A 23,776-nucleotide genomic window follows, 5' to 3' on the forward strand; every position below is an offset into this window, starting at 1 on the left:
AGTTCAGAAGTTCACGAGTTCAGGAGGAAGAAAGAAATTTCTCCCCCACTCCCCCAACTCCCCCAACTCCCCCAACTCCCCCCACTCCCCCACTCCCCTGTTCCCCACTCCCTATTTATTTGACTTTAAACTTACTAGCAGTCGCTAATAAATCCTGTGCCATTCCGGTTAAGCTTTGGAAAACATGGGCAATTTCTTGAGATTCCCCAAAGGTTTTGTTAGCGATTTCTGCCACATCATTCATGGATTTAGTAACTGTACCAGATTGCTGCATTTGTACTTGGGTGGCTTCAGTAATGCGTTCAATTAATTGACTAATTTCCGCAGTTGCAGACACAATGGCATTAAGATTTTGACGAGTTTCATTAACTAAGTTAGTTCCTTCGACAACTTGCTGAATCCCTGTTTCCATTGCTACAGCAACTTCCCCAGTTTCCGCTTGAATCTCCTGAACTAATTTTTCAATTTCGATAGTTGCGGCTGCTGACTGACGAGATAAAGAACGGACTTCATCAGCTACCACTGCAAAGCCTTTCCCATATTCACCGGCTCTAGTGGCTTCAATAGCTGCATTCAGAGCTAGAACGTTAGTTTGAGTGGCAAAGCTACTAATCAGATTTACAACTTTGGAGATTTTTTGGGATGATTCACTCAGACGTTTAATCTTTTTGCTGGTTTGAGCTACAGTTTCTCGAATGGCTTGAATAGCATTAACTGTTTCATTCATCGCGGTATCGCCAGAATCTACAGTTTTGTTGGCTTGTTGGACGGCTATCTGTACTAATTTGGCATTATTTACTACCGCTTGTGTAGAATTTACCATCTGTTGCAGATCACTTAAAGCCTTAGTGATTTCCCCAGATTGTTGTTCGGCTAAATGAGTCAATCCCACCAGTGAGGTACTGCTATTACTGGAAGTTTGGGCTACTTGTTGAGAAGCTGTTTGTACTTGAATAACGATCTGCTGTAGTGCTTGCACAGTCCCGTTATAAGCATCAGCAATTGTTCCTATTTCATCCTCAGTAATGGGGGCGCGGACTGTTAAATCCCCTTTGAGGGCTGGTTTCAGGGCAATTAGCAGTTGAATGGAACGCTGTTGGAGTAGTTCTTTGGCTGCTTTTTCTCTTGTTGCTGCTTCTGATAGTTTGGTTGACTGGGTTTGTAGCTGTTGTAAGAATTCTGTTTGTTGCAAAGCTAGTCCTAATTGATCACCAATCCGCGCTAACAGATTGGTTTCAGGCTCTTCCCAGTGGCGGGTACTAGAGTTTTGATAAACTGCCAGTAGTCCCCAGAGTTTTTCGCCAAATAGGATGGGGACAATTGCATAGGCTTTGGCTTCAAATCCTTCCAGGAGTTCAATGTAACAAGTATCAAAGCTGGCTTGATAAATGTCGTTGACTATTAATTTGCGACCTTTTTTATAATCACCACCGTTCATGGCTTGCAAACAAGGGTCATTAAAGGCGGTTTTTAGTTCGGATGTAACTAGTTTGATCCAACCTGGGGCTACTGATTCGGCGACAAAATGACCACCCCAGTCTGAGGTGAATTTATAGACTGCGACGCGATCGCATTTAAATAGTTGGCGGATATCCTGGGTGGTAGATTTGAAAATTTCTTCGATCCCGGAAGTTAAGGACTGACGAATTTGGTTAACAATCTTGGAGAAGGTTTTTTCCTGTTCAACTATCTGGGCAATTTTGGCAGATTGTTGTCGTAATCTATCTAGATAATCAACTTGGGATTTAGCTAGGCTAAATTGCAATCCTATTTGAGTTAAAAAGTTGGCTTCTGAAGTTTGCCATTCACGGGTTGTAGAATTCTGATAGGCTGCTAATAAGCCCCATAATTTTTCTTCAAAAAAGATGGGGACGATGATGTAGGCTTTAACTTCAATCTGCTCTAAAATCTCGATATGACATTGAGCATAACCAACTTGATAGATATCATTAACTACAGAGATTTCACCTTTGGCGTATCTACCACCTTGGGTTTCTTGGAGGTGGCTATCTTCCCAAACCATTTGGAAGTCTGGTGTTACTACTTTTTTCCAACCCATACCTACTGATTCGGCGATAAATTTACCACTCCAATCAGGGAGAAATTGATAGACTCCCACGCGATCGCATTGCAGAGCCTGACGAACTTCCTGGGTAGTTGTTTTGAATATTTCTTCTACATCTAAGGATTGACGAATGCGGTTAACAATTTTATTGATGGCTTTTTCTTGTTCAGCCCGTTGTGCTAGTTCTTCTGACTTAGATTCTAGGGTTTGTAGATAATCTATTTGAGTTTTAGCTAGGCTAAATTGTAAACTTACCTGAGATAAAAAGTTAACTTCTGAAGATTGCCATTCATGAGGTGCTGAATTTTGATAAGCTGCTAATAAACCCCATAATTTATCGCCAAAGAAAATTGGGACATTGATATAAGCTTTAGCTTCAAACTGCTCTAATAATTCCAGATAACAAGGGGTAATATTGGCTTGATAGATATCATTTACCGCTATGGCTTCCCCTTTAACAAACCGCCCGCCCTTGGTTTCTTGCAGATAAGTATCTTCAATGATATCTGTCAGGTCTGTACTAACTAATTTACCCCAACCATTGCTCACTGATTCTGCAACAAACTTACCGCTAAAATCTGGATGAAATTGATAAACTGCAACCCGATCACATCGCAAAACCTGACGTAGTTCCTGAGTAGCAATTTTAAAGATTTCTCCCATATCCAAAGATTGCCGGATGCGGTTAATAATCTTAGTTAAAGCCTTTTCCTGTTTGGTAATCTGAGTTAATTGTTCAGTTTGTTTTTGTACTTTTCCCAGATATTCTCCTTGGGAAACAGCTACACCAAATTGTGAACCAATCTGATTTAAAAAGCTGACTTCCCAATCTTGCCATTCCCGCGCTCCAGTATTTTGATAAGCTGCTAATAAACCCCACAATTTTTCCCCAGAAAAGATGGGAGAAATTATATAAGCTTTGGCTTCAAACTGTTCTAAAATATCAATGTGACATTGAGCTAAACCTATTTTATAGGTGTCATTAACGACAAAGGTTTCCCCATTGGCATATCTACCACCTTTTGTCTCTTGAAGGTGGCTATCTTCCCAAACCATTTTATAATCGGGGGTGACAACTTTCACCCAATTATTTCCCACAGATTCGGAGACAAATTGACCACTCCAATCATCACTAAAACGATACACCCCAACGCGATCGCATTTCAATAGTTGGCGGACTTCTTGAGTAGTCGTTTGAAAGATTTTTTCGACATCTGGCTGTTGTAAAATCTTGGTAATAACTTTCGCTGCTGACTGTTTAGCTAGGGAAGATTGTTTTAGTTCTTTTTGTAATTTAAATCCCTGCACTCTATAAGTGATTTCTGTGGTAATTTGTGATAAAAGTGTGGTTTCTGTTTCTTGCCATTGTCGAGGTATGCCACAGCTATGAACTACCAATAACCCCCACACTTTACCATCAATAAAAATAGGTAAGCTCAAACTAGCTCTAACTTGAAATTTTTCGAGTAGCTGCTTTTGGTAGGGGGTAACTTGAATTTTACTAATATCGTCAATAATTACAGGTTCTAAATAATCTGCACTGGTATAAACACCAAACACAATAGCCGCCAGAGTTTCATTAATCGCAGGTGTCCAACCAGTGCTTCTTGATTCAGCTAAAACAGTTCCAGTATCATCTGTGTTAAACTGATAAACTAAGACGCGATCGCATACTAACTTAGCTTTAATTTCTGCTACTGTTACAAATAATAACTTCTCCAAATCCCCAACTAGGCGCATTTTAGTAGTTATCTCTTGAAATCGCTGTCTCCAGATTTTAAATTCCTGGGCAATTAAACTTTTACTAGATGAATCATAATTAGATCCATTGCCATTATCTTTTTTCTTTTCTTCATGTTGTGATGGACTAAAAATGTTTCCAGCATCTTCATTTTGGTTTTGATATAAAGTTGTCATGCCATTAACCTCAATAATTGTAGTAAAGTGTATGGAAGAAGGAATAGGGAATAGGGAATAAAAATTATGATGACTAAACTTCTTATTCTTTATTGACTCCTGACTCCTTATTTAACTATGTGTTGTCCAGATAGAAGTTTGCAGCATTGCTGAAGCATCCAAATTAAAAATCATTTGTTCAGAATCATTAATGAAATATCCCTGCAAAAAAGGTATCATTTCTGGATAAAAAACCTCCCCAGATGGTTGTTTCATTTGCTGGGTATCTAACCAATCAATATCTATGAGTTGACGGATTAATATTCCCAAATACTTACCTTCTTGTTCTACCACTAATGCCATCATTTTGGACAAAACATTTGACCCTTGCAAAAGTGGTGGATAACCTAGCATTTCCTCCAAGTCAACCAACCACAACATTTCCCCCCGCCAATTATAAATTCCGACAACACAATTAGGCATTTGTGGGACACCACATATTTCTGTCAGTGGTATTTGCACAACTTCCGTAATTTGTTCGAGGGGAATTACTGCTGTATCTCTGACTCCTAAAGAAAAGCTCAAAAATTTTTGTTTGGTTTCCAAAATTAGTTTCCCCCACCCTCAATAATTCTTTTTAGCTCCTGAAAATGCAGATTGCTTTACCGAAAGGGTACAGACTTCTTCAAATTTTAAATCTAAAATCTAAAATTCGGTGACTAATCCACAATCCATCATTTAATCAATCTTTTTAAAGTCAGCACTAGCTCTTCCTTATCTACTGGTTTAGCTAAATAAGCATCAGCACCTAACATATTCCCCCACATTTTATCTACATCACTGTTTTTAGTAGAGCAAAAAACTACAGGAATATTACTAGTTTCGGTATTATTTTTTAACTCCCGACAAAATTCATAGCCGCTTTTACCCGGCAAAATTACATCCAAAACTATTACATCCGGTTTACTCCTACCTATTTTAGATTGTGCTTCTGCACTATTTGTAGCGCAAACCACAAAATAACCAGCTTGCTGTAAGTATTTACTGATAAATTCCATATCAGTTAAGCCATCTTCTACTACTAAAACGGTACTCATAACAATTACCTATTGAATTCTTTTAAGAATGTTAAACAAAAACAGCAAGTCTCCAATTAGACAGATCAAATAAACACTTTTTGACGTTTTATTTTATCTCATTTAATAAATTATATACACGCTTCTCCATGATAACTACATATTTAATACGAATTAGCATACCTAATCACAAATTTTAGGTGTGATAAATCATTCTTACAAAGATTTAATGCTGGTTGTAACCAACAAAATAATCAAGATTCAACACTGTTAATCTTAACACTATTTTATTATGACTATCTCCGTAAAAATTATGAATTTCTTGAGAAATGTCTCAATAACAGAGTCAGTAAATAGGGTTTGCTGATAGCGCAGCGTGGCGTTAGCCATACTCTAATGGTGTCAACTTAACGTAAAACATCTATCCCGCAAAGAAATCAAGTCATCTCATTCCCAGTCTCTGACTGGGAATGAATTCTAGAAGGCTCTGCCTTCAATGATATTAGAGGCAGAGCCTCATTAATTGCATTCCTAGTCAGAACGAGATGTGGTATGGATTTGAGCCTAAGTTGACACCAATGGCCATACTTCTAGCCCTCACAGACAACTTATTCAGCAAACTCTGAATAGTGACGTACTCCACACACTCCCTTTCAGGTGAGTGTGGGCTTCTCAGTGACTCCTCTATGAGGACATTAACTGAGCTTTAAGACCGTGCGCCCCACGGTTCTTTGGTTTTGAGATTTGTTTTGTAGGCTGCATTTGGAGCATTTAATTGGACTACACCTACTTTTTTATAATAACATAAAATCAATATTTTGTTCGTTTCGTCGCTGTAGCCTTCTTTGTTTTCGCTACGCTCAAATACAATTTGGGCTACGCAACTCAACTCACGCGCATTCATCCCACGCTCCTAAGAGTGAGACGTGGGGCTTCTGCTGATTAAGCTAAATTAGTATCATGATTATTGTTTGATAAATTGGGGACGCGTAAATATTTACGGACTACATTCATAACCCGATCTGCTACGATTGGTTTAGAAATAAAGTCTGTAGAGCCGACAACTTTCGCCCGAACTCTATCTATTAAACCATCATTACCAGTTAATATGATTACTGGTGTCTCTGCAAAAGCGGAAATTCTGCGTAATTGTGTGCATATTTCGTAGCCACTGGCTATGGGCATAATCAAATCTAAGAAAATTAAATCTGGCTTTTGTTGGATGATAATAGGTAAAGCCTGGATAGCGTCTTGGATTTTAATAAATCTCAGTCCATGACGGGTCATAATTCCTTCTAAGATGTTACACACCTGGGGACTGTCATCTACACAAACTATTAATGGAGGAGCTTGATTTTTGGGGTTTCTACTAGTGGAACTACTAGATTCGACTGTTAAGGGTAAATCAGGTACTGATACTAACTCAATAATGCCTTTAAGGATATAGGGAAGTAGGGAACGTGCTACAGGCATGACATCTTGTTTCATTCTGATGCTTAACTCCCGTAATGTGGATTGACCATTAATTAAACTCACAAAATTTTTATATACAGAGGGATTTACCATTTGCTGTAGTTGTTCTGGTCGGCGTAAAACTGGCGCTAAATTAGGAGAAATATTTGTTAGTCCAGCTTGTGACCAAATTGACCACGCATCTTGCATTTGTTTAATGGACATATCTGTATTTGTGAAGCTCATAGGCATTTCTAATATGATTTTCTGGCTGTAATTGCAGGTGACAGCCGCAAAACCTAGTTCCTGAGCTAGATCAAAAAATAATTCAGCTACGGTGTTTTCCACAATGGCATGAATTTTTTCTCTTTGAATTTTCTGTCTTTTATGTAGCATCTCTATGAGATTATAATCCCAATAATCAATAGCTATATCTTCATAACGACAGCGAATTTTAGTGATATCAATATCAGGACAATGTTGAGCCATGTTTCTGCGCCAACGCCTGAAGGGATGATCACTACCTGTAGCCCATACTATTCTGCCTAAACGGTAGTAGAAAGTCCATTCTCGTCCTTTAGAACTTTTGATATTTAGTTGTCCGTTATATTGGACTTGGCTAGACTTTTTAAATTCGTTGAATAGGTTTTGCGCTTCTGTTACTTCTGGTTTGGTCATCATGCTTTCCCTGAAAATTTATTGATTTAGTATTTATAAAAATCCATGTTTGGCTTGTTTTACAAGCATTTGAAAATTTAATTGGGAGGATTAATACCTATGCCGACCTTCTAAATACAGATATGCAAACCAATAAAATCTTTAGGATATTATTAATAGAGCTTTAGAGGTTTGGCGAGGGTATTGGAGGATTACATACAAATGTAATTTAGCTGTTGTTATGTAACATTACTCGATATTTAGAATAGTAGTAAATATTAAAAAGTCTCAGATTGATTTAGCGGTATGCAATTAACCATCTTTTTTATTTACTCAATAATCCTGTAATATTATACTCATTTTGTCTATGATACTATATCAGTAATAACGCTTATTTTCAGGGTACAAGAAACCATAAGTAATTATCAATTACCCATTTTTAATTCTGTTTTATGATGTTGGTAAATTTAGTAGTTAAGTATTCTGATTGTAGCTGTTTACAGCTAGTCGAAGATTACCGTGATGGGCTGCTAATAGTTTTTTACCTGCTTCTTGGTCTAAGCTAGTCCAGTGCATTAATAATGCTAATTTCACCCATTTACCGCTATGTTCTAGTAAAAAACCAGCGGCTTCTCGACTTAAACCAGTGAGGTCTTGTAAGATGCGTAAAGCGCGATCGCGTAATTTTTGATTAGTGACAGCAACATCAACCATGCGATTCCCATAGACCTTACCTAGTTTCACCATTACCCCCGTTGAGAGAGTATTCAAAACTAATTTTGTCACTGTTCCTGCTTTCAAGCGAGTAGAGCCAGCTAAAACTTCTGGCCCTGTCAACAACCGGATATCAATATCAGCTTCAATACTAACTTGTTCGGCGGGAACACAGGCGATAAAAATAGTCTTAGCTCCCCGTTGACGCGCTGCATTAATGGCACCGTGAACAAAAGGAGTTGTTCCCCCAGCAGTAATACCGACGACTACATCCAATTGAGTAATTTGTCGTTGAGCGATCGCACTTTCCCCATCTTCAGACCGATCTTCCAAATCCTCAGAACTGCGGACTAATGCTCCCGCACCACCAGCAATAATCCCTTGTACCAATTCTGGGGAAGTGCAGAAAGTCGGTGGACACTCAGCAGCATCCAATACTCCTAATCTCCCACTCGTCCCTGCACCTACATAAAATAAACGTCCACCTTGACGTAGCCTTTCTGCGGTGCAGTCAATGGCTGCTGCTAACTGGACTTTCGCTGCCGCTACTGCTGCTACTGCTTTTTGGTCTTCGCTATTAAATAACTCCACCAATTCCAAGGAGTTAAGTTGGTCTAAATTGAGACTATTGGGATTAACTTGTTCGGTGAGTAAATGCCCTCGTTCCTGAAAATTTGCCATATATTTTGTGTCAGTTGTCAGTTGTCAGTTGTCAGTTGTTAGTTGTTAGTTGTCAGTTGTTATTTACCCATAATGACCAATGACCAATGAATAATGACCAATGACTAATAACTAATTATAATAAACCTTCCAGTTTGCGTCGAATACTGTCTAAATCAGAATTAGCAATTTCTGGCGCAGGTGGACTGTAAGATAAAAAGTCTTCATCAGTATCCTCTATTTCTGGTTCAGGTTGCCAATCAGTTTGTTTGACATTCGTTTCTGGTGGCAATACTAATTCATTATTTTCCGCCACAATTTCCCAGAGATAGCCAGTGCTTTCGCAAAATTCCTTAACATCATCAGCATTCATCATTTCCACTGTCGGGACAGCAAAATCCTGTGCTTCTAACATTAAAGCAAAGCGGGTGGCATCATCCTCTGACTCAAACATGAGGATTTTATTCCCTTCTATCCCTTGAGCATTGCTAATCCGAATGCTGTGAATCCCCTCATTATCAGTGCCAGCATTGAACATTAGTACAAAAACACGCATTGTCTATCCTTTGATTCAGTTCTCTAATTTATCTTAAAGTTCAATACTGTATATTCATAAGAATCTCCAATAATTTTTGTGAGATTACTGGAAGTTAGGCATAGACCAAAAGGCATAATTTACCAATTTTACCAAAACCTAAGTTTTCATTTTCGCACTTATCCCGTTATACTCTAAGAGTTAAACATAAAATTATGTAAATATTTATTCATATTTTTAGTGCTGTAGATAACATTAAAGATTGTCCGGTTTCAGTAATTAGTGTTTTGCCAAGATATCTGGTAATCAAAGCGTGCAAACCTATGTCTAACTCTCCTAGTCAAAATTCTCGCCCCGGTAATTCTGGGACTAATCATCTGTGGTGGACGATAATTGGTCGTACTGGCTTAGGTATAGGTGCTTTGTTATTATTAGGAATTATTGGTGGTGTTTGGCGATTAAAGGGTTTTGTTGATCATGATTTAGTACCATTAGCAACCCAAGGTCTTACTAATACTCTCAATCGTCCAGTAAAATTGGGAGCAGTTAAATCCTTTTCCCTGACTGGTGTTCAGTTTGCCGCTTCGGAGATTCCCGCTACACCAACAGATCCAGATCGGGTAAATGTCAAAGCAGTAGATGTAGGATTTGATATTTGGAAGTTAGTTATTAACCGCAATCTTCGATTAGATGTAACTTTAATTAATCCAGATGTTTATGTTGAGCAGGATAGACAGGGAAGCTGGTTAACAACTACTATCGCTCCACCTGCTGAGGCAGGACTGATTAAAACCGATTTAGATAAATTGCGGTTTCGGGATGCAAATTTGGTATTAGTACCGAAAGTTAGTGAAGGGGCAAAAATTTCTTTACCAGTCCCTGTGGGATTTTCTGGGGTTAATGGCACGGCTCAACTCTTCTTAAATAAAAATCGCTTAATTAAATTGGACTTGGCTGGTAAGGCTGTCAGTGGGGGTGATATTGCCATTGTTGGCGATTTAATTCCTGAGAAAACTTTAGTTGGGGATTTTCGACTCAAAGCTCAAAATCTTCTTGCCGCAGATATTACCCGGATTGTAACTTTACCACTGATTTTACAAACTGGTAAGGTTAATGGTGATTTGCGAATTAAGGTGATACCAAAGCAGAAAACCTTACTTTATGGCAATGCGGCTCTAGAAGGGGTGACGGTGCAAATTCCCAATCTGCCCCAATTGCTCAATAATAGTCAGGGAAATCTCAGTTTTGATGGACTGTTAATTAAATTAGATCATATAGTTACAAGTTATGGAAAGATTCCGTTAACAGCATCGGGTACTATTGATCAGCAAGCAGGGTTTAATTTAAAAGGGCGTGTAAATGCGGTAAGTTTGGCTAATGCCCAAACAACGCTAAATGTAAAGTTACCATTTCCGGTGAGTGGTATAGCTCAAGCCGATTTACAGATAGTGGGGAGAGTTTCCCAACCTGTATTGTCTGGTAATGTGAGGACGTTAAAAATTGCCCAAATTGATAAAGTTGATTTTGGGAAAGTTAGCAGTAAATTTGAGCTTATTAGTAGTCAATCTCTTTTAAAAATTACAGATATTCAAGGTAAAACTACTTATGGCGGCGAGGTTAAGGGTGGGGGGATAATTAAACTTGGTAAAGTATCGGCACTGAATTTGCAATTACGAGCAGAAAATGTGCCTGGGGATGCGATCGCTCAAGTATATGATATCAAAACTGGATTCCCCATTGGCCTGATGACAGCCACCGCGGAATTGAAGGGTGTGGCTACTAATACCCAAACTGTAGTTAAATGGCAAGCTCCTCAAGCCAAATACCCAGCAACGGGGACAAGTATTATTCATAGCGATCGCACAGTTTCCTTTAGTGATATAGTTGCCAAGGTTGGCGGCGGTATAGTTACTGGTAGTGGTAATTATAGTTATGATAGCAAGCGTTGGCAAGCTTTAACTCAATCTAGCAGAATCAAATTAACATCTTTTGTTGACCAAAAACAGCAGGAAAATATTTCTCTGGCTGGGGCAGAATTTAACGGTAGATTGCGTTTATCAGGAAATTCCTCGCCATTTCAAATAGAAACAATTATTCCTGAAAATGCCAATGTCAACATTGCAGGTGGCACAGTCAATATTTCCCAAATCCAATTAAATAACCAAAATTTTACCGCTTTATTACAAGGAAAAGACTTACGTTTAGCAACAATTGTTAAACAAGCTAACCCAATTTTAAATAATCCCCTATCAGGTAATTTTATGATTACCAGTAACAGGGAAAATTTCAGTCTAAAAACCTTTTCTGGAATCGGTAAAGCCTTTTTATATATTGGTGGAAGGACAATTAAAGCTGCTAATATTCAAGTGGCAGAAGGTCGCTATCAGGCGAAAATTCAAGCTGATAATATACCTTTAACAAAACTCGTAGGGGCGCAGTCCCTGCGCCCAGAAATGCAAGGAATGATCACTGGTCAATTGCAAGTAGCGGGTTCGGTGGAATCATTCCAGCCAGAAACTATTCAAGGAGAAGGGAAAGGCTATTTAACATTACCTAGTGGTATAGTTAAAGCTTCCGAGATTCAACTGAATAATGGCCATTATCAAGCCTTGTTAGCTACTTCAGGTTTGCAATTAAAGCCTTTTAATCAGCAGTTAAAAGGACAGTTGGCAGGAAAGTTGCAAGTATCGGGAACTCTAGCTGCTCCCACATTAGCAGATATGGCTGCTGTTGGTCAGGTGCGGTTGAGTCAAGGTTTATCAGGTATGGATGCACCTATTCAAGCTGATATTGGTTGGAATGGAGAAAAGCTAACTATTGATGGTTATAATAGTGCCAATTTTCAAGCTAATAGTTCAACGGCGCTCGCTATAAAAGGTTATTTATTAGCTAATGCTAAGAAATCGGGTATTCCAGAAATTACTGATGTTAATTTGAATATCCAGGCAAGAAACTATAGTCTGGAAGGATTGCCAGTGCAATTACCTAATCTTGCTGATATTGCTGGCAGATTGGATTTTAGCGGACAGGTGACGGGAAAACCTACCGCTCCAAATATTACAGCTAAGTTAGGGTTACGGAATTTAAAAGTTCAGGAATTGGCTTTTGAGCCATTATTGACTGGTAATTTAAATTCTGTGTCAGGACAGGGGTTGAGTTTAGATATTGCTGGTGTGAAAGACCGCATAGCAGTTAATTTAGATGGTAATAATCGCCCGAAATCCATTTTAGTTCAGTGGCAACAAGCATTGTTATCAGGTGCAGCAACAGGATCTGATTGGGATATAAATGTGACTAATTTTCCTTTAAAAGCTTTAAATATAGCTTTACCAGCAAATACTCCTTTAAGTCCAGGAGGGGTGAGAGGATTATTAACAGGGAATTTGCAAATTAATTCGCAGACATGGGCTACAACGGGAAATATAGCCATTGAAGAACCGGAACTGGGGAGAATTAAAGGCGATCGCTTTGCAACTCAACTGCGATACGATAATAATACCTTCATCCTCAATAACAGCGAACTTCGCAAAGGTGAAAGTAGATATACCTTTACTGCCAACATCAAACCCTGGGCAAAAAAACCGCAACTGCGAGCAAATATCAACATTGACAAAGGTAATATTCAAGACATTCTCACCGCAGCACAAATCTTTGATATTCAAGACTTCCAGCGGGGGTTAAACCCACCTATCTACGGCACGGCTGTGGATTTAACCACCCAATCTCAAGGCTTACCATTAGAGTCTCTATTTAACCAAATACAACGATTATCAGAAATTAATGCCCTACTAAATACCCAAAAACAAAAACGATTAGATACTCAACCTATCCCAGATTTAAGAGACTTAAAGGGGATTTTGAATGGTGACATTTCCATTAATACTGCCACAACGGATGAACCAAGAATAAAATTTAACTTCCAAGGACAAAATTTTACCTGGGGGAAACCAACAGAACCAAGTCGTTTTTATCGGGCAGAAAAAATCATAGCTGAAGGTGGTTTTACAGAAGGAACTTTGCGGTTACAACCTTTACGAATTCAATCAGAAAACAAGTTAATTGCCTTTACAGGTTACATTAGTGGTAAAACCCAATCAGGTAAATTAACAGTTGAAAACTTTCCCATTCAGCGATTTAATAATCTAGTGAAACTGCCGCTGGGAATTACAGGTAAGCTAAAACTTAACGCAGCCATAGCAGGTAATATTGCCAATCCTCAAGCTACAGGAGAATTAAACATTACAGAAGGAACAATTGATAAAAAACCAGTGGAATCAGCTAATGCTAGTTTCAGTTATGCTAATGGACGGTTAAACTTTGGTAGTCAGTTACTAGGAGTGGGGTCTGAACCTGCAAATATTGATGGGAGTATTCCCTATACTTTACCCTTTGCTTCTGAAAAATCGGACAGTGACAAAGTTACTTTAAATGTCAATATCAAAAATGAAGGTTTGACACTTTTAAATCTCTTTACTAATGAGATAGCTTTTGAAAATGGACAAGGAGAATTAGACTTAAAAGTTCGAGGAACTAGAAAACAACCTTTCGTGAAAGGAACTGCTTCTCTTGATAATGCTACCTTTAGCGCCCAAGCCTTACCAGGAAAGTTAACTAATGTGAATGGTAAAGCAATTTTTGATTTAACTCGTGTGTTTATCAAAAATCTTGAAGGTAAATTTAGCAATGGTAAAGTGGAAGCTGTGGGAGAATTGCCAATTGCTAATAGTAAAAATGTGCAAATAGATATTCCCTTGATGGTTAATTTAAGACAATTATCTTTAAATCTCAAAGATTTATATCAAGGAGGTGCTAATGGTGATTTAACAATTACTGGTTCTCTTCTCCAACCAATAATTGGCGGTAATATAGAATTATTCAATGGTCAAGTATTGTTAGCAGAATCTAAAGATGAAAATTCATCGTCTGCAAAAATTAATGACCTTAATAAACTAGATACAGCGGGTAAAATTACTAAGTTAAATGATTTAAAATTAAGATTAGGGAAAAATATCCAAATTTCTAAACCACCAGTGTTTAAGTTCCAAGCCTCTGGAGATTTAACTGTGAATGGTTCTTTAGCTGAACCCATACCAGATGGATCTATTAAGTTAACCAAAGGTACAGTAAACTTATTCACTACCCAGTTAAATTTAGCAAAAGGTTATCCACAAACTGCTACTTTTAGTCCTCGTCAACCCCGTGACCCTGATTTGAATATTCGCCTATTTGCGAAGGTTTTAGACATAACTCAAAATAGTGATTTAAGTAGACAAGGTTCTCTAGGTTTAGCAGGGTTAGAAACGGTGCGAGTAGAAGCTAGTATTAATGGGTTAGCTAGTCAAATTAATGATAATTTGCAATTACAAAGTAATCCTTCCCGTTCAGAAACACAAATTGTCACCTTGCTAGGAGGCGGATTTGTTGACAATCAAGGACGTGGTGATAGTACCCTGGGTTTAATTAATATTGCCGGTTCGGCTGTGTTCAGTAATTTCCAAGGTGCATTTAATGAAATTGGTAATGCTTTTGGTTTAAGTGAATTGCGAATATTTCCCACTATTCTGTCTGAAAGACCAGAAGCAGGGAGAAATAACTCATCTTTAGAATTAGCTTTGGAAGCAGGAATTGATATTTCTGCAAAATTCTCTCTTTCTACCATTAAAATCCTCACGGCAAATGATCCCTTACAATGGGGGGTTAATTACCGCATAAATAATCAATTCCGTGTCCGTTCTTCCACTAATTTAACTGATGATAGTCGGGCTGTAATTGAATTTGAAAGAAAATTTTGAGGAATCAAGCCGTAGGGGCGCAGGGCCTGCGCCCATTCAGGAGGAAGAAGGAAGAAGGAAGAAGGAAGAAGGAAGAAAGAAGAAGGAAGAAAGAAGAAGGAAGAAAGAAGAAAGAAGAAAGAAGAAAGAAATTTCTCCCCCACTCCCCCCACTCCCCCACTCCCCCCACTCCCCCTACTCCCCCCACTCCCCCTACTCCCCCCCTACTCCCCCCACTCCCCCCACTCCCCCCACTCCCCCCACTCCCCCACCGCCATTAGGATAAGCACGAATGGTTTGCCGATAGGAAAGAACAACTAGTTCTTCGCTATGGGCGCTGGTTGGTAAAGATTTACCGAGGAAAAATTGCTTAATTTGAGGGTAGAAGGACATATAAAGTCCGCTTGGAAAATATGTTAACTAGGACTCAGTTGAGAATAAACTCAAACCTGAGTTTACAGAATATAGTAATTTAGGCAGATTTGTAACAAATTAACCATTACATTTTAGCCTAAAATTTTGCTAACAAAAACAAGCCTCTTTAACTACCACTCGATGGTGGAGAAGATAGAAAACACTAAGTCAACCACCCATCACTTCCCTTCGGGTAAGTGAGGGCTTGTAAAAGCCTAGTTGACCAGACTCAGTTCTTAACCGAACTACGTTAGAGGTAAGAGTTAAAGACCTACCAGAGGATGCGTAGCTAGTTCCCTGCTCTAGAACTTAAAAGTTAAACAGGCTTAAGGGTTAAACCAGTGCTTTTAAGATAGTTACCGACCTCTAACATTGTCGAAGCTAACATTACCCGCAAGGAGGCTCTTTGGAGCAAAATATTATGTCCAAAGTATTTGTTTTAGACACTGAAAAAAGACCACTAGACCCAATTAATCCAGCACAGGCTAGACAACTATTAAGAAACAAAAAAGCAGCAATATTTAGACAGTTTCCGTTCACAATTATTCTCAAAAAATCCTGTCCTGACTCCCCAGTATCGTCCCTAAGACTAAAGATTGATCCTGGTGCAAAATTCACGGGAATGGCATTAATTAATGATGCAACTGGCGAAGTAGTATTTGCTGCTGAATTAAAACATAGAGGCTTTGCAATTAGAGATGCTTTAACTTCTAGAAGTCAATTAAGACGTTCTAGACGTGCCAGAAAAACTCGTTACAGACAACCAAGATTCTTAAACAGAAACTTCCCAGAAGGATGGTTAGCACCGAGCTTACAAAGTCGGGTTGAGAATATTAAAACTTGGGTTGAAAGATTGCGTAAACTCGCACCAATTAGGGCAATTAGTCAAGAATTAGTCAGGTTTGATATGCAGTTAATGGCTAATCCTGATATTCAAGGTAAGGAATATCAACAGGGAACTTTAGCTGGTTACGAAAGCAGAGAATACTTACTAGAAAAGTGGGGTAGACAATGTGCCTACTGTGGAGTGAAAGACGTTCCTTTTCAAGTAGAGCATATTCATCCACGAGCCAAGGGTGGTAGTAATTCAATTACAAATCTCACTTTAAGTTGTGAAAAATGTAACACTAAAAAAGGCACGAAAGACATCAAAGATTTTCTCAAAAAAGACCCTTCAAAGTTAGAAAAAATCTTGAAGCAAGCTAAAAGACCACTGGCTGATGCAGCAGCAGTAAACACAACTCGCTTGGCATTACTATTCGTTGTCAAAGCGACTGGATTACCTGTAGAAACAGGTTCAGGAGGGTTAACAAAGTTCAATAGAAGTCAGCAAAATCTGGAGAAAACGCACTGGATTGATGCAGCTTGTGTTGGTCAGTCAACTCCAATTCTCAATATCAAAGGCGTTAAGCCATTGCTAATTACAGCTAATGGTCACGGCACTAGACAATCTTGCCGAACTGACAAGTACGGTTTTCCTTCTAGATATGTCCCCAGGTTCAAATTTGTTAATGGTTTTCAAACCGGAGACATTGTGAAAGCTGTTGTCACAAAAGGTAAAAAGATTGGGGCATATATCGGACGAGTAGCGGTGAGGACTAGCGGTAGTTTCAATATCTCAACAATATCTGGACTGATTCAAGGTATCTCTTACAAATACTGTAAATCAATTCACAAAAAGGACGGTTACGAATATGGAAAATCAAAGATTTGTTAATTGCTCAACTGTCCCTTTCATTGTTTGTGCTGGCGCACAAAATTACTCAAGGGACGTTTCACAATTAACCCTCCATTCCTCCCATCACCAAACTGAGTACAGTTTTGGTGGGGGTCTCCTGGAGGTTTAGATGAACAAATACTCAACATTTGTTAAATTATTAATTAATATTCACTAATACACCATGACGAGCAGCGAACTGGAGCGATACTACAGAATCTTAGAATTAGAGCCAGGGGCTACACTCGAACAAATAAACCAGGCTTATAAAGATTTAGTGTTTGTTTGGCATCCAGACCGTCTCCCCAAAGACAATCCGCGCTTACAACACAAAGCCCAGGAAAAGCTGAAATTATTTAATGAAGCTCGTGATAAACTGCGATCTTTACGGGATAACCAGCCCACCCGCGCTTATTCTCCAGCGCCTCAAGCCAATAAACCATCATCTACATACTCCTATCCACCACACACAACTTATCAACAACCACAGCCAAATTCAGATTTAAGCGGTAAAGATTTTAGTCGTGCTAATTTGAGTAACCGGGATTTATCAGGCAGAAATTTGAGCTATGCTAATCTAAGCGGGTCTAATCTTAGTGATACCTTTATGCACAAGGTGATTCTCAGAGGTGCGGATTTGTCAGAAGCTAATTTATTTAGGGCTAACTTACTCTTAGCAGACTTAAGAGATGCCAATTTACGCTCGGCTAATTTGATTGGTGCGGATCTTAGCGGTGCTGATTTGCGGGGCGCTGATTTGACAGGAGCGAGAATTCGTTCAGGCGATCGCCTGCTGGTAAAATTGATTGGAGCTAAATTAGCTGGAGCCATCATGCCTGATGGTATAATTCATACCTGAAAACAATCCCAATAGGTAATAGGCAATAGGCAATAGTAAAGAAGTTTTCAGGGATTTTACGTTTCTTTACAGAGTTTGGTTTTATTCTGTGAACCCACTTAGGGCTTGCTGATAGCGTAGCGTGGCGTTAACCCTACTCCTGAATGGGAGCAGTCCCTGCGCCCCTACCTCCTAGCGTGGCGTTAGCCATACTTCTAGCCCTCACAGACAACTTTTTCAGCAAACCCTACTTAGTCATAGCCATTAAAATTAATAATATAGCCATAATCCATAATATGTGAGAGAATCTACTTCCTGCTCTTTGACTCCCGAAGTCAAGTTTACATAGAAAATAGGAATGCTGTATTCACGAAATTTAATGATCAATGTGGCTTCCTTCTCAGGTTATATATTTGAATAGGCAGAAAATTTTAAGTAGAACTAATACTTATTAGTCAAAAACTTCTAAATTCCTGTACTATTGACGATTGACTGGTAATTGTTAAAAATAATTTATTTTAGTTCTATTAATGATCATGAACATTGCAATTATTGGCTGTGGTTATGTAGGTTGTGCAGTTAGCAAATATTGGCAGTCAAACAGTAATTTCATGCTGACTGCAACTACCACTAGCCCAGAACGTATCCCTACTTTAGAAACAGTAGCACAAAGAGTTATTGCCACATCAGGTAATAATCTAGAAAGTTTGAAAGCCGTATTAAAAAATCAAGAAATCCTTTTATTAAGTGTCGGGGCAAAAAATGCAGATTCTTATGAAGAAACTTATGTAGATACTGCGAAAAATCTAGTTTCTCTCTTACCCCAATTTCCTCATATTCACCAAGTCATCTATACAGGTAGTTATTCAATTTATGGAGACAGAAATGGTGTTTGGGTAGATGAAGAAAGCCCGCCAGCCCCAGCTAATCGCAATTCTCAACTACTCAAAAAAACAGAAGATATATTATTATCAGCAAACAATGAAAACACCCGGATTTGTATTTTACGGTTAGGTGGTATTTATGGACCGGGTAGAGAACTGGAAAAAATCTTTGGTAGAGCCGCAGGAACAACTCGTCCTGGAAATGGAGAAGATATCACCAATTGGGTTCATGTTGACGATATTGTTAACACCATAGAATTTGCTCGTGAGCATCGCTTACAAGGCATTTATAATCTTGTAGATGATAGTCATCTGACAAATAAAGAATTACTTGATAATGTGATGGCAAAAAACAATTTACCTAAAGTTATTTGGGATGCAGATAATAAAAACATCCGCCCATATAATGCCTGGGTATCCAATCAAAAGCTTAAAGATGCTGGATATAAATTCCTTCACCCGCAAATAATTTTTTAGCCCCCATTCCCAATTATAGGAATCCGGTTTAATTCTGTGAATTTACTTGTGTGGTCAGGGAACAGGGAACAGGGAACAGGAAAGACAGAATTGATACCTACTGAGTCTTGTATGGCTACGCCACGCAGGCTATCAAAAATCAAATAGGAGTCCTATATCATCATGTCATCAGCTACAATCAACAACGGAACAGCATTGCCAACCCAGTATTATTCTTGGCAAAACTATCGCTGTGCTTACGAACTTCATCAACCTCTCAATTCGCCAGCAACAGGCATTCCTTTACTTTTAATTCATCCTATCGGTGTAGGTTTATCACGGCAATTTTGGCAACGATTTTGCCGAGAATGGTATGATAAAAATAACCAAAATTATATCTACAATCCCGACTTATTGGGATGTGGTGAAAGTGATATGCCAGCCTTAGCACATACACCAATTAACTGGGCAAAACAACTACAATACTTTTTGCAAACTGTAATTAAACAACCCGTTATTATCGTAGTTCAAGGGGCTTTATTACCAGTTGCTATTGAATTAGTGAAACTGGAAAAAGACCTAATTGCCGGGTTAGTATTATCTGATCCTACCTCTCGTCCAGTTATTACTAAAAATGCCCCCAAATGGCAACAGAACTTACTTTGGAGTATTTTTACATCTCCCATAGGTAATGCCTTTTTCCGCTATGCCCGTACCCGCAAATTTTTACATTCTTTCTCATCTGAAAAATTATTTGCACTCAGTGAAAACGTTGATGATGAATGGTTAAACACTCTTATAGCAGATGCTAAAAATATGAATGGGCGCTATGCTGTATTTGCTTTTTTAGCCAGATTTTGGCAAAGGGATTATAGTCATGATATTGCTTCAATTCCTCACCGCACATTATTAGTTGTGGGAGAAAAAGCTCGCGGCATTAGTAAAGAAAGTAAACCAGAAACTCCCGATGAAAGATTAGCATATTATTTGAATTGTTTACCTCAAGGTCAGGGAGTCAAAATCATTGGCAAGAATGTTATGCCCTATGAGTATACTCAAGCATTTGTTGAGGTAGTATCACCATTTATAGCTTCTATTTCCAGTTACATTTAAAATTTCATTATTTATGCACAGTAGGAGTTAAGCTGATTAAATCATCAATATTTCGTTTCATAGTCGTGCAAATTGCGTCTAAAGGTAAATCATTTTCGTCATAACCAAAGGGATTTTCAATTTCTAACCCAATGGCTTCAATACCTAACAACGTAAAGCTAACCAAAGCAGAAATTAACCCAGTCCACCAGTCAAGACTCTGGACGATTTGAAATGGCAATAGGAAGCAATACAGCAATAATAATTGTTTGAGGTGAATAGCATAAGCCAGCGGCATTGGTGTTCTTAAAATTCGTTCACAAGAACCTAAATTATCTACCAATATATTTAATAGTTCCTGCATAGATGTCAGTTGATAACTATTAATGCAATTACGATGATATTGCTGTTGTAAATAATCGCTAATCCAAAAGGCAATCTCTAAAGGCGGATTATTGATAATCTTCAGAGTGATGTATTTAGAATCTGGCATTAATGCTTCTAAATCACTATTTATAGGTTCACTTCGTAAATGTAGTTTTGTCGCTATGCCAAAAGCCACAAGTAAGTTTAAAGCCTCAATTTTATGATCTTTATCTTCTGGTTCTTTCTCATCAATAGATACCCAAATTTGTCGAGCTAAATTACGGATAGTATTGACTATTGCCCCCCAGCATTTTCTCCCTTCCCAAAAACGTTCATAGGCTGTATTAGTACGAAATACTAATAACAAACCCAAAACGATGCTGGGAATAACAGTCCCTAAAATTGGTTGGGAAACGGGAATTTTCAGATGATAAAGTATGGAAATTAAAACTCCAAAACCACCACACAAAAGCACCCGTTTGTAAATCGCCGCAATGACGGACCCTTTTATTTGTAAAGCACTTTCAAACCATGACAGTCTTTTCTCTAACATATAGTAATACGGGTGGGATATAAACTTTTACAAAATGACACATATCAGCTTTTGCTTTACCCCTACCTTTAGAATCAAACTATCCAGCCGTTTTGAGGATAAAATTCTTTGTTAACTGGGATAACTAGTCCTTCTTTCGCCATAATTGCACCAGGAAAACTCGCACAAGCATCTTCACCGACACGATCTAAATAATCATCATTGTGGTCTGGATCATGATGGTAAATTACTAAGGTTTTCACATTAGCAGCTTTAGCAACTTTTATAGCTTCTTGCCAAGTGGAATGTCCCCAACCAATTTTAGGGGATTTGGGATTACTGTATTCTTCATCAGAATAGGTAGAATCATAAATGAGTACGTCAGCATTGCGAGCTAACCACAAGACATTTTCATCTAAATGATCAGGATAATGTTCAGTATCCGTGATATAAACAGCAGCACTACCTCGCCAATTAACTCGATATCCTACTGCTTTACCGGGATGATTTAAATGAGCGGTTTCTATAATAATCTCATCAATATTGATGGGCTGTCCGATTTGCACATTGTGAAAAGTCAAATTAGACTGCATAATCTGTAATGGTACAGGGAAGTTAGGATGCAGCATTTGGTCATTTAACTGCTGTTCTATAGTAGAACCATCTGGGGCGATCGCTCCATAAATATCAAATTTATTACCACTAATAAAAGCCGGGGTAAAAAAGGGAAATCCTTGAATATGATCCCAGTGGGAATGGGTAAAAAATAAATGCCCCTCTACTGGCATTTGGGACAATAAGGATTTACCTAAAATGTGCAATCCTGTCCCCGCATCAAAAATTAGTCGTTTATCGCCCACCTGCATGGAGACACAAGGAGTATTACCTCCGTAGCGGACTGTATCTAGCCCTGGACTGGGGATGCTGCCCCTAACGCCCCAAAACTGCACATTAAATTGGTTTTCTATCCTGGACATGGGTATTGTTGGCTGGCTAGACTGAGCAAAGGAATAATGAAAACACAGGACTTCTTATTTATTTAAGTGTATGCTATCTTACAAACTTTATTACTGGAAACAACATACTCGGCTTTCAGAATTGCAAGCACTTTGGCTTCAATGTCATCTAAACCTCCAGGAGACCCCCACCAAAACTGTACTCAGTTTGGTGATGGGAGGAATGGAGGGTTAATTGTGAAACGTCCCTTGAGTAATTTTGTGCGCCAGCACAAACAATGAGAGGGACAATTGAGCAATTAACAAATCTTTGATTTTCCATATTCGTAACCGTCCTTTTTGTGAGTCTAGTGGTCTTTTTTCAGTGTCTAAGGGAACACCAAAAAATAAATTACCCAATTTTGTGGGATGGGCATCCTGCCCGTCCCTGGTAATTAGCGGGCAATTCGTCCCGCACCACAAGAAACTTTTGGGGATTTTTTTAATTGGAAGTCCCTAAAACAAATACTTTGGACATAATATTTTGCTCCGAAGAGCCTCCCATTTCTGGGGTAACGTTAGCTTTGACAATGTTAGAGGTCGGTAACTATCTTAAAAGCACTGGTTTAACCCTTAAGCCTGTTTAACTTTGAAGTTCTAGAGCAGGGAACTAGCTACGCATCCCCTGGTAGGTCTTTAACTCTTACCTCTAACGTAGTTCGGTTAAGAACTGAGTCTGGTCAACTAGGCTTTTACAAGCCCTCACTTACCCGAAGGGAAGTGATGGGTGGTTGACTATTAGACTCCTACATTTACTTAAGTAATAGCTAGTCAAAATCCAGTAAAGTCACTGAAAATAATTTTTTCTAGCTGAGATGAAAATGCCTGAATCTAGGGAAATTCAAATTCCCACCCAGATAGCTGATTAAGTCCATGCCCATAAGTCAAATTATATTGTAATGGAGTAATACTGATATATTTTTTTTGAATGGCATGAACATCAAGGGGAATGTGGGTTGGTAAGTTTAATTCTATAGGTGGTTCTACATCTTCGATCACCTCTCCAGTTAACCAGTAGTAAGTTTTACCTCTGGGATCAGTTCGCTTATCAAAAACATCTACGTAACGTCGTACTCCTTGTCTGGTAAAAGTAACTCCAGCTATTTCTTCCCAAGATAGGGGGGGGACGTTGACATTCAGTAACATCAATTCTGGCAGTGGTTGGGCGGCAATTTTAGCAACTAGGATTTCGGCAAATTTAGCCGCTGTTTGAAAGTCTTTATGAGTATGACTGGTTAAACTAAAAGCAATACTAGGAATACCTTCAATGACTCCTTCCATTGCGGCAGAAACAGTCCCAGAGTAGAGGATTTCTGTCCCTAAATTTGCCCCTTGGTTAATTCCAGATAGCACTAGATCTGGTGGAGAATCTAATAAAGCCCATAATCCCAATTTTACACAATCTGAAGGCGTACCATCACAAGCCCAAGCTTTAATATGAGGATGAAAAACAGATTCTACTATTTCCGCGCGAATTGGTTGCAGTAAAGTTAATCCGTGTCCTGTTGCCGATCGCTCTCGATCTGGACAAACTACTGTCACTTCATGACCCGCTGCGGCTAAAGTGTTGGCTAGGGTACGAATACCCAAAGCAGAAATTCCATCATCATTGCTAACTAGTAATTTCATTTGTTAGTTGTTAGTTGTTAGTTGTTA

General features: G+C 38.7%; 15 protein-coding genes. 5 read left to right on the forward strand and 10 right to left on the reverse strand.

Annotation, left to right across the window (positions count from 1 at the left end; translation table 11 throughout):
* Positions 1 to 115: 115 nt before the first annotated feature.
* From NG743_RS01885 to NG743_RS01910, 6 genes are all read right to left on the reverse strand, one after another.
* On the reverse strand, positions 116 to 3,982 hold the full coding sequence (locus NG743_RS01885; RefSeq protein ID WP_257121389.1) for a GAF domain-containing protein: 3,867 nt from the start codon (positions 3,980 to 3,982) through the stop codon (positions 116 to 118).
* 111 nt (positions 3,983 to 4,093) lie between these two features.
* A complete protein-coding gene (locus tag NG743_RS01890) occupies positions 4,094 to 4,567 on the reverse strand; it encodes a chemotaxis protein CheW (protein WP_027400782.1) in 474 nt (157 codons plus the stop codon).
* 128 nt (positions 4,568 to 4,695) lie between these two features.
* On the reverse strand, positions 4,696 to 5,058 hold the full coding sequence (locus NG743_RS01895; protein ID WP_027400781.1) for a response regulator transcription factor: 363 nt from the start codon (positions 5,056 to 5,058) through the stop codon (positions 4,696 to 4,698).
* A 921-nt stretch (positions 5,059 to 5,979) separates the two neighbouring features.
* Complete coding sequence (locus NG743_RS01900) at positions 5,980 to 7,167, reverse strand: response regulator (protein ID WP_027400780.1); 1,188 nt, start codon at positions 7,165 to 7,167, stop codon at positions 5,980 to 5,982.
* A 453-nt stretch (positions 7,168 to 7,620) separates the two neighbouring features.
* On the reverse strand, positions 7,621 to 8,541 hold the full coding sequence (gene murQ / locus NG743_RS01905; RefSeq protein ID WP_257121391.1) for an N-acetylmuramic acid 6-phosphate etherase: 921 nt from the start codon (positions 8,539 to 8,541) through the stop codon (positions 7,621 to 7,623).
* Between the two features lie 115 nt (positions 8,542 to 8,656).
* A complete protein-coding gene (locus NG743_RS01910; RefSeq protein WP_027400778.1) occupies positions 8,657 to 9,076 on the reverse strand; it encodes a DUF3110 domain-containing protein in 420 nt (139 codons plus the stop codon).
* 302 nt (positions 9,077 to 9,378) lie between these two features.
* Here NG743_RS01910 and NG743_RS01915 point away from each other — a divergent pair, with 302 nt between their 5' ends.
* Positions 9,379 to 14,847 carry a translocation/assembly module TamB domain-containing protein gene (locus tag NG743_RS01915; RefSeq protein ID WP_257121392.1) on the forward strand — a complete coding sequence of 1,823 codons (5,469 nt, stop codon included), beginning with the start codon at positions 9,379 to 9,381 and terminating at the stop codon, positions 14,845 to 14,847.
* A gap of 192 nt (positions 14,848 to 15,039) precedes the next feature.
* Here NG743_RS01915 and NG743_RS01920 read toward each other — a convergent pair whose 3' ends face one another.
* Positions 15,040 to 15,219 (reverse strand): hypothetical protein, encoded by a 180-nt coding sequence (locus tag NG743_RS01920; protein WP_257121393.1) that lies wholly within the window; start codon positions 15,217 to 15,219, stop codon positions 15,040 to 15,042.
* 442 nt (positions 15,220 to 15,661) lie between these two features.
* Between NG743_RS01920 and iscB the strand changes: the two genes are divergently transcribed.
* From iscB to NG743_RS01940, 4 genes are all read left to right on the forward strand, one after another.
* A complete protein-coding gene (gene iscB, locus NG743_RS01925; RefSeq protein WP_257121135.1) occupies positions 15,662 to 16,957 on the forward strand; it encodes an RNA-guided endonuclease IscB in 1,296 nt (431 codons plus the stop codon).
* 184 nt (positions 16,958 to 17,141) lie between these two features.
* Complete coding sequence (locus NG743_RS01930; RefSeq protein ID WP_168467449.1) at positions 17,142 to 17,816, forward strand: pentapeptide repeat-containing protein; 675 nt, start codon at positions 17,142 to 17,144, stop codon at positions 17,814 to 17,816.
* Positions 17,817 to 18,331: 515 nt separating this feature from the next.
* Positions 18,332 to 19,156, forward strand: coding sequence for an SDR family oxidoreductase (locus NG743_RS01935; protein ID WP_027400774.1), 825 nt, complete (start codon positions 18,332 to 18,334; stop codon positions 19,154 to 19,156).
* Positions 19,157 to 19,318: 162 nt separating this feature from the next.
* Entirely contained in the window at positions 19,319 to 20,248 is a 930-nt protein-coding gene (locus tag NG743_RS01940; RefSeq protein WP_027400773.1) for an alpha/beta fold hydrolase, read from the forward strand.
* A 7-nt stretch (positions 20,249 to 20,255) separates the two neighbouring features.
* Here NG743_RS01940 and NG743_RS01945 read toward each other — a convergent pair whose 3' ends face one another.
* From NG743_RS01945 to surE, 3 genes are all read right to left on the reverse strand, one after another.
* Entirely contained in the window at positions 20,256 to 21,146 is an 891-nt protein-coding gene (locus NG743_RS01945; RefSeq protein WP_027400772.1) for a bestrophin family protein, read from the reverse strand.
* Between the two features lie 74 nt (positions 21,147 to 21,220).
* Positions 21,221 to 22,102, reverse strand: coding sequence for an MBL fold metallo-hydrolase (locus NG743_RS01950; RefSeq protein WP_257121395.1), 882 nt, complete (start codon positions 22,100 to 22,102; stop codon positions 21,221 to 21,223).
* A gap of 849 nt (positions 22,103 to 22,951) precedes the next feature.
* The gene (surE, locus tag NG743_RS01955) at positions 22,952 to 23,749 is read right to left on the reverse strand and encodes a 5'/3'-nucleotidase SurE (RefSeq protein WP_027400770.1); all 798 of its coding nucleotides are present in this window, start codon (positions 23,747 to 23,749) and stop codon (positions 22,952 to 22,954) included.
* Between the last annotated feature and the right edge of the window lie 27 nt (positions 23,750 to 23,776).

Source organism: Dolichospermum heterosporum TAC447 (assembly GCF_024584745.1).
Classification (GTDB): domain Bacteria; phylum Cyanobacteriota; class Cyanobacteriia; order Cyanobacteriales; family Nostocaceae; genus Dolichospermum; species Dolichospermum heterosporum.

Bases quoted from the DNA above. Each gene is read 5' to 3' on its own strand.
- NG743_RS01945 (WP_027400772.1), bottom strand. From the start codon at position 21,146: ATGTTAGAGAAAAGACTGTCATGGTTTGAAAGTGCTTTACAAATAAAA.
- NG743_RS01920 (WP_257121393.1), bottom strand. From the start codon at position 15,219: ATGTCCTTCTACCCTCAAATTAAGCAATTTTTCCTCGGTAAATCTTTA.
- NG743_RS01935 (WP_027400774.1), top strand. From the start codon at position 18,332: ATGAACATTGCAATTATTGGCTGTGGTTATGTAGGTTGTGCAGTTAGC.
- NG743_RS01950 (WP_257121395.1), bottom strand. From the start codon at position 22,102: ATGTCCAGGATAGAAAACCAATTTAATGTGCAGTTTTGGGGCGTTAGG.
- NG743_RS01915 (WP_257121392.1), top strand. From the start codon at position 9,379: ATGTCTAACTCTCCTAGTCAAAATTCTCGCCCCGGTAATTCTGGGACT.
- NG743_RS01940 (WP_027400773.1), top strand. From the start codon at position 19,319: ATGTCATCAGCTACAATCAACAACGGAACAGCATTGCCAACCCAGTAT.
- surE (WP_027400770.1), bottom strand. From the start codon at position 23,749: ATGAAATTACTAGTTAGCAATGATGATGGAATTTCTGCTTTGGGTATT.
- NG743_RS01885 (WP_257121389.1), bottom strand. From the start codon at position 3,982: ATGACAACTTTATATCAAAACCAAAATGAAGATGCTGGAAACATTTTT.
- iscB (WP_257121135.1), top strand. From the start codon at position 15,662: ATGTCCAAAGTATTTGTTTTAGACACTGAAAAAAGACCACTAGACCCA.
- NG743_RS01895 (WP_027400781.1), bottom strand. From the start codon at position 5,058: ATGAGTACCGTTTTAGTAGTAGAAGATGGCTTAACTGATATGGAATTT.
- murQ (WP_257121391.1), bottom strand. From the start codon at position 8,541: ATGGCAAATTTTCAGGAACGAGGGCATTTACTCACCGAACAAGTTAAT.
- NG743_RS01910 (WP_027400778.1), bottom strand. From the start codon at position 9,076: ATGCGTGTTTTTGTACTAATGTTCAATGCTGGCACTGATAATGAGGGG.
- NG743_RS01900 (WP_027400780.1), bottom strand. From the start codon at position 7,167: ATGACCAAACCAGAAGTAACAGAAGCGCAAAACCTATTCAACGAATTT.
- NG743_RS01930 (WP_168467449.1), top strand. From the start codon at position 17,142: ATGACGAGCAGCGAACTGGAGCGATACTACAGAATCTTAGAATTAGAG.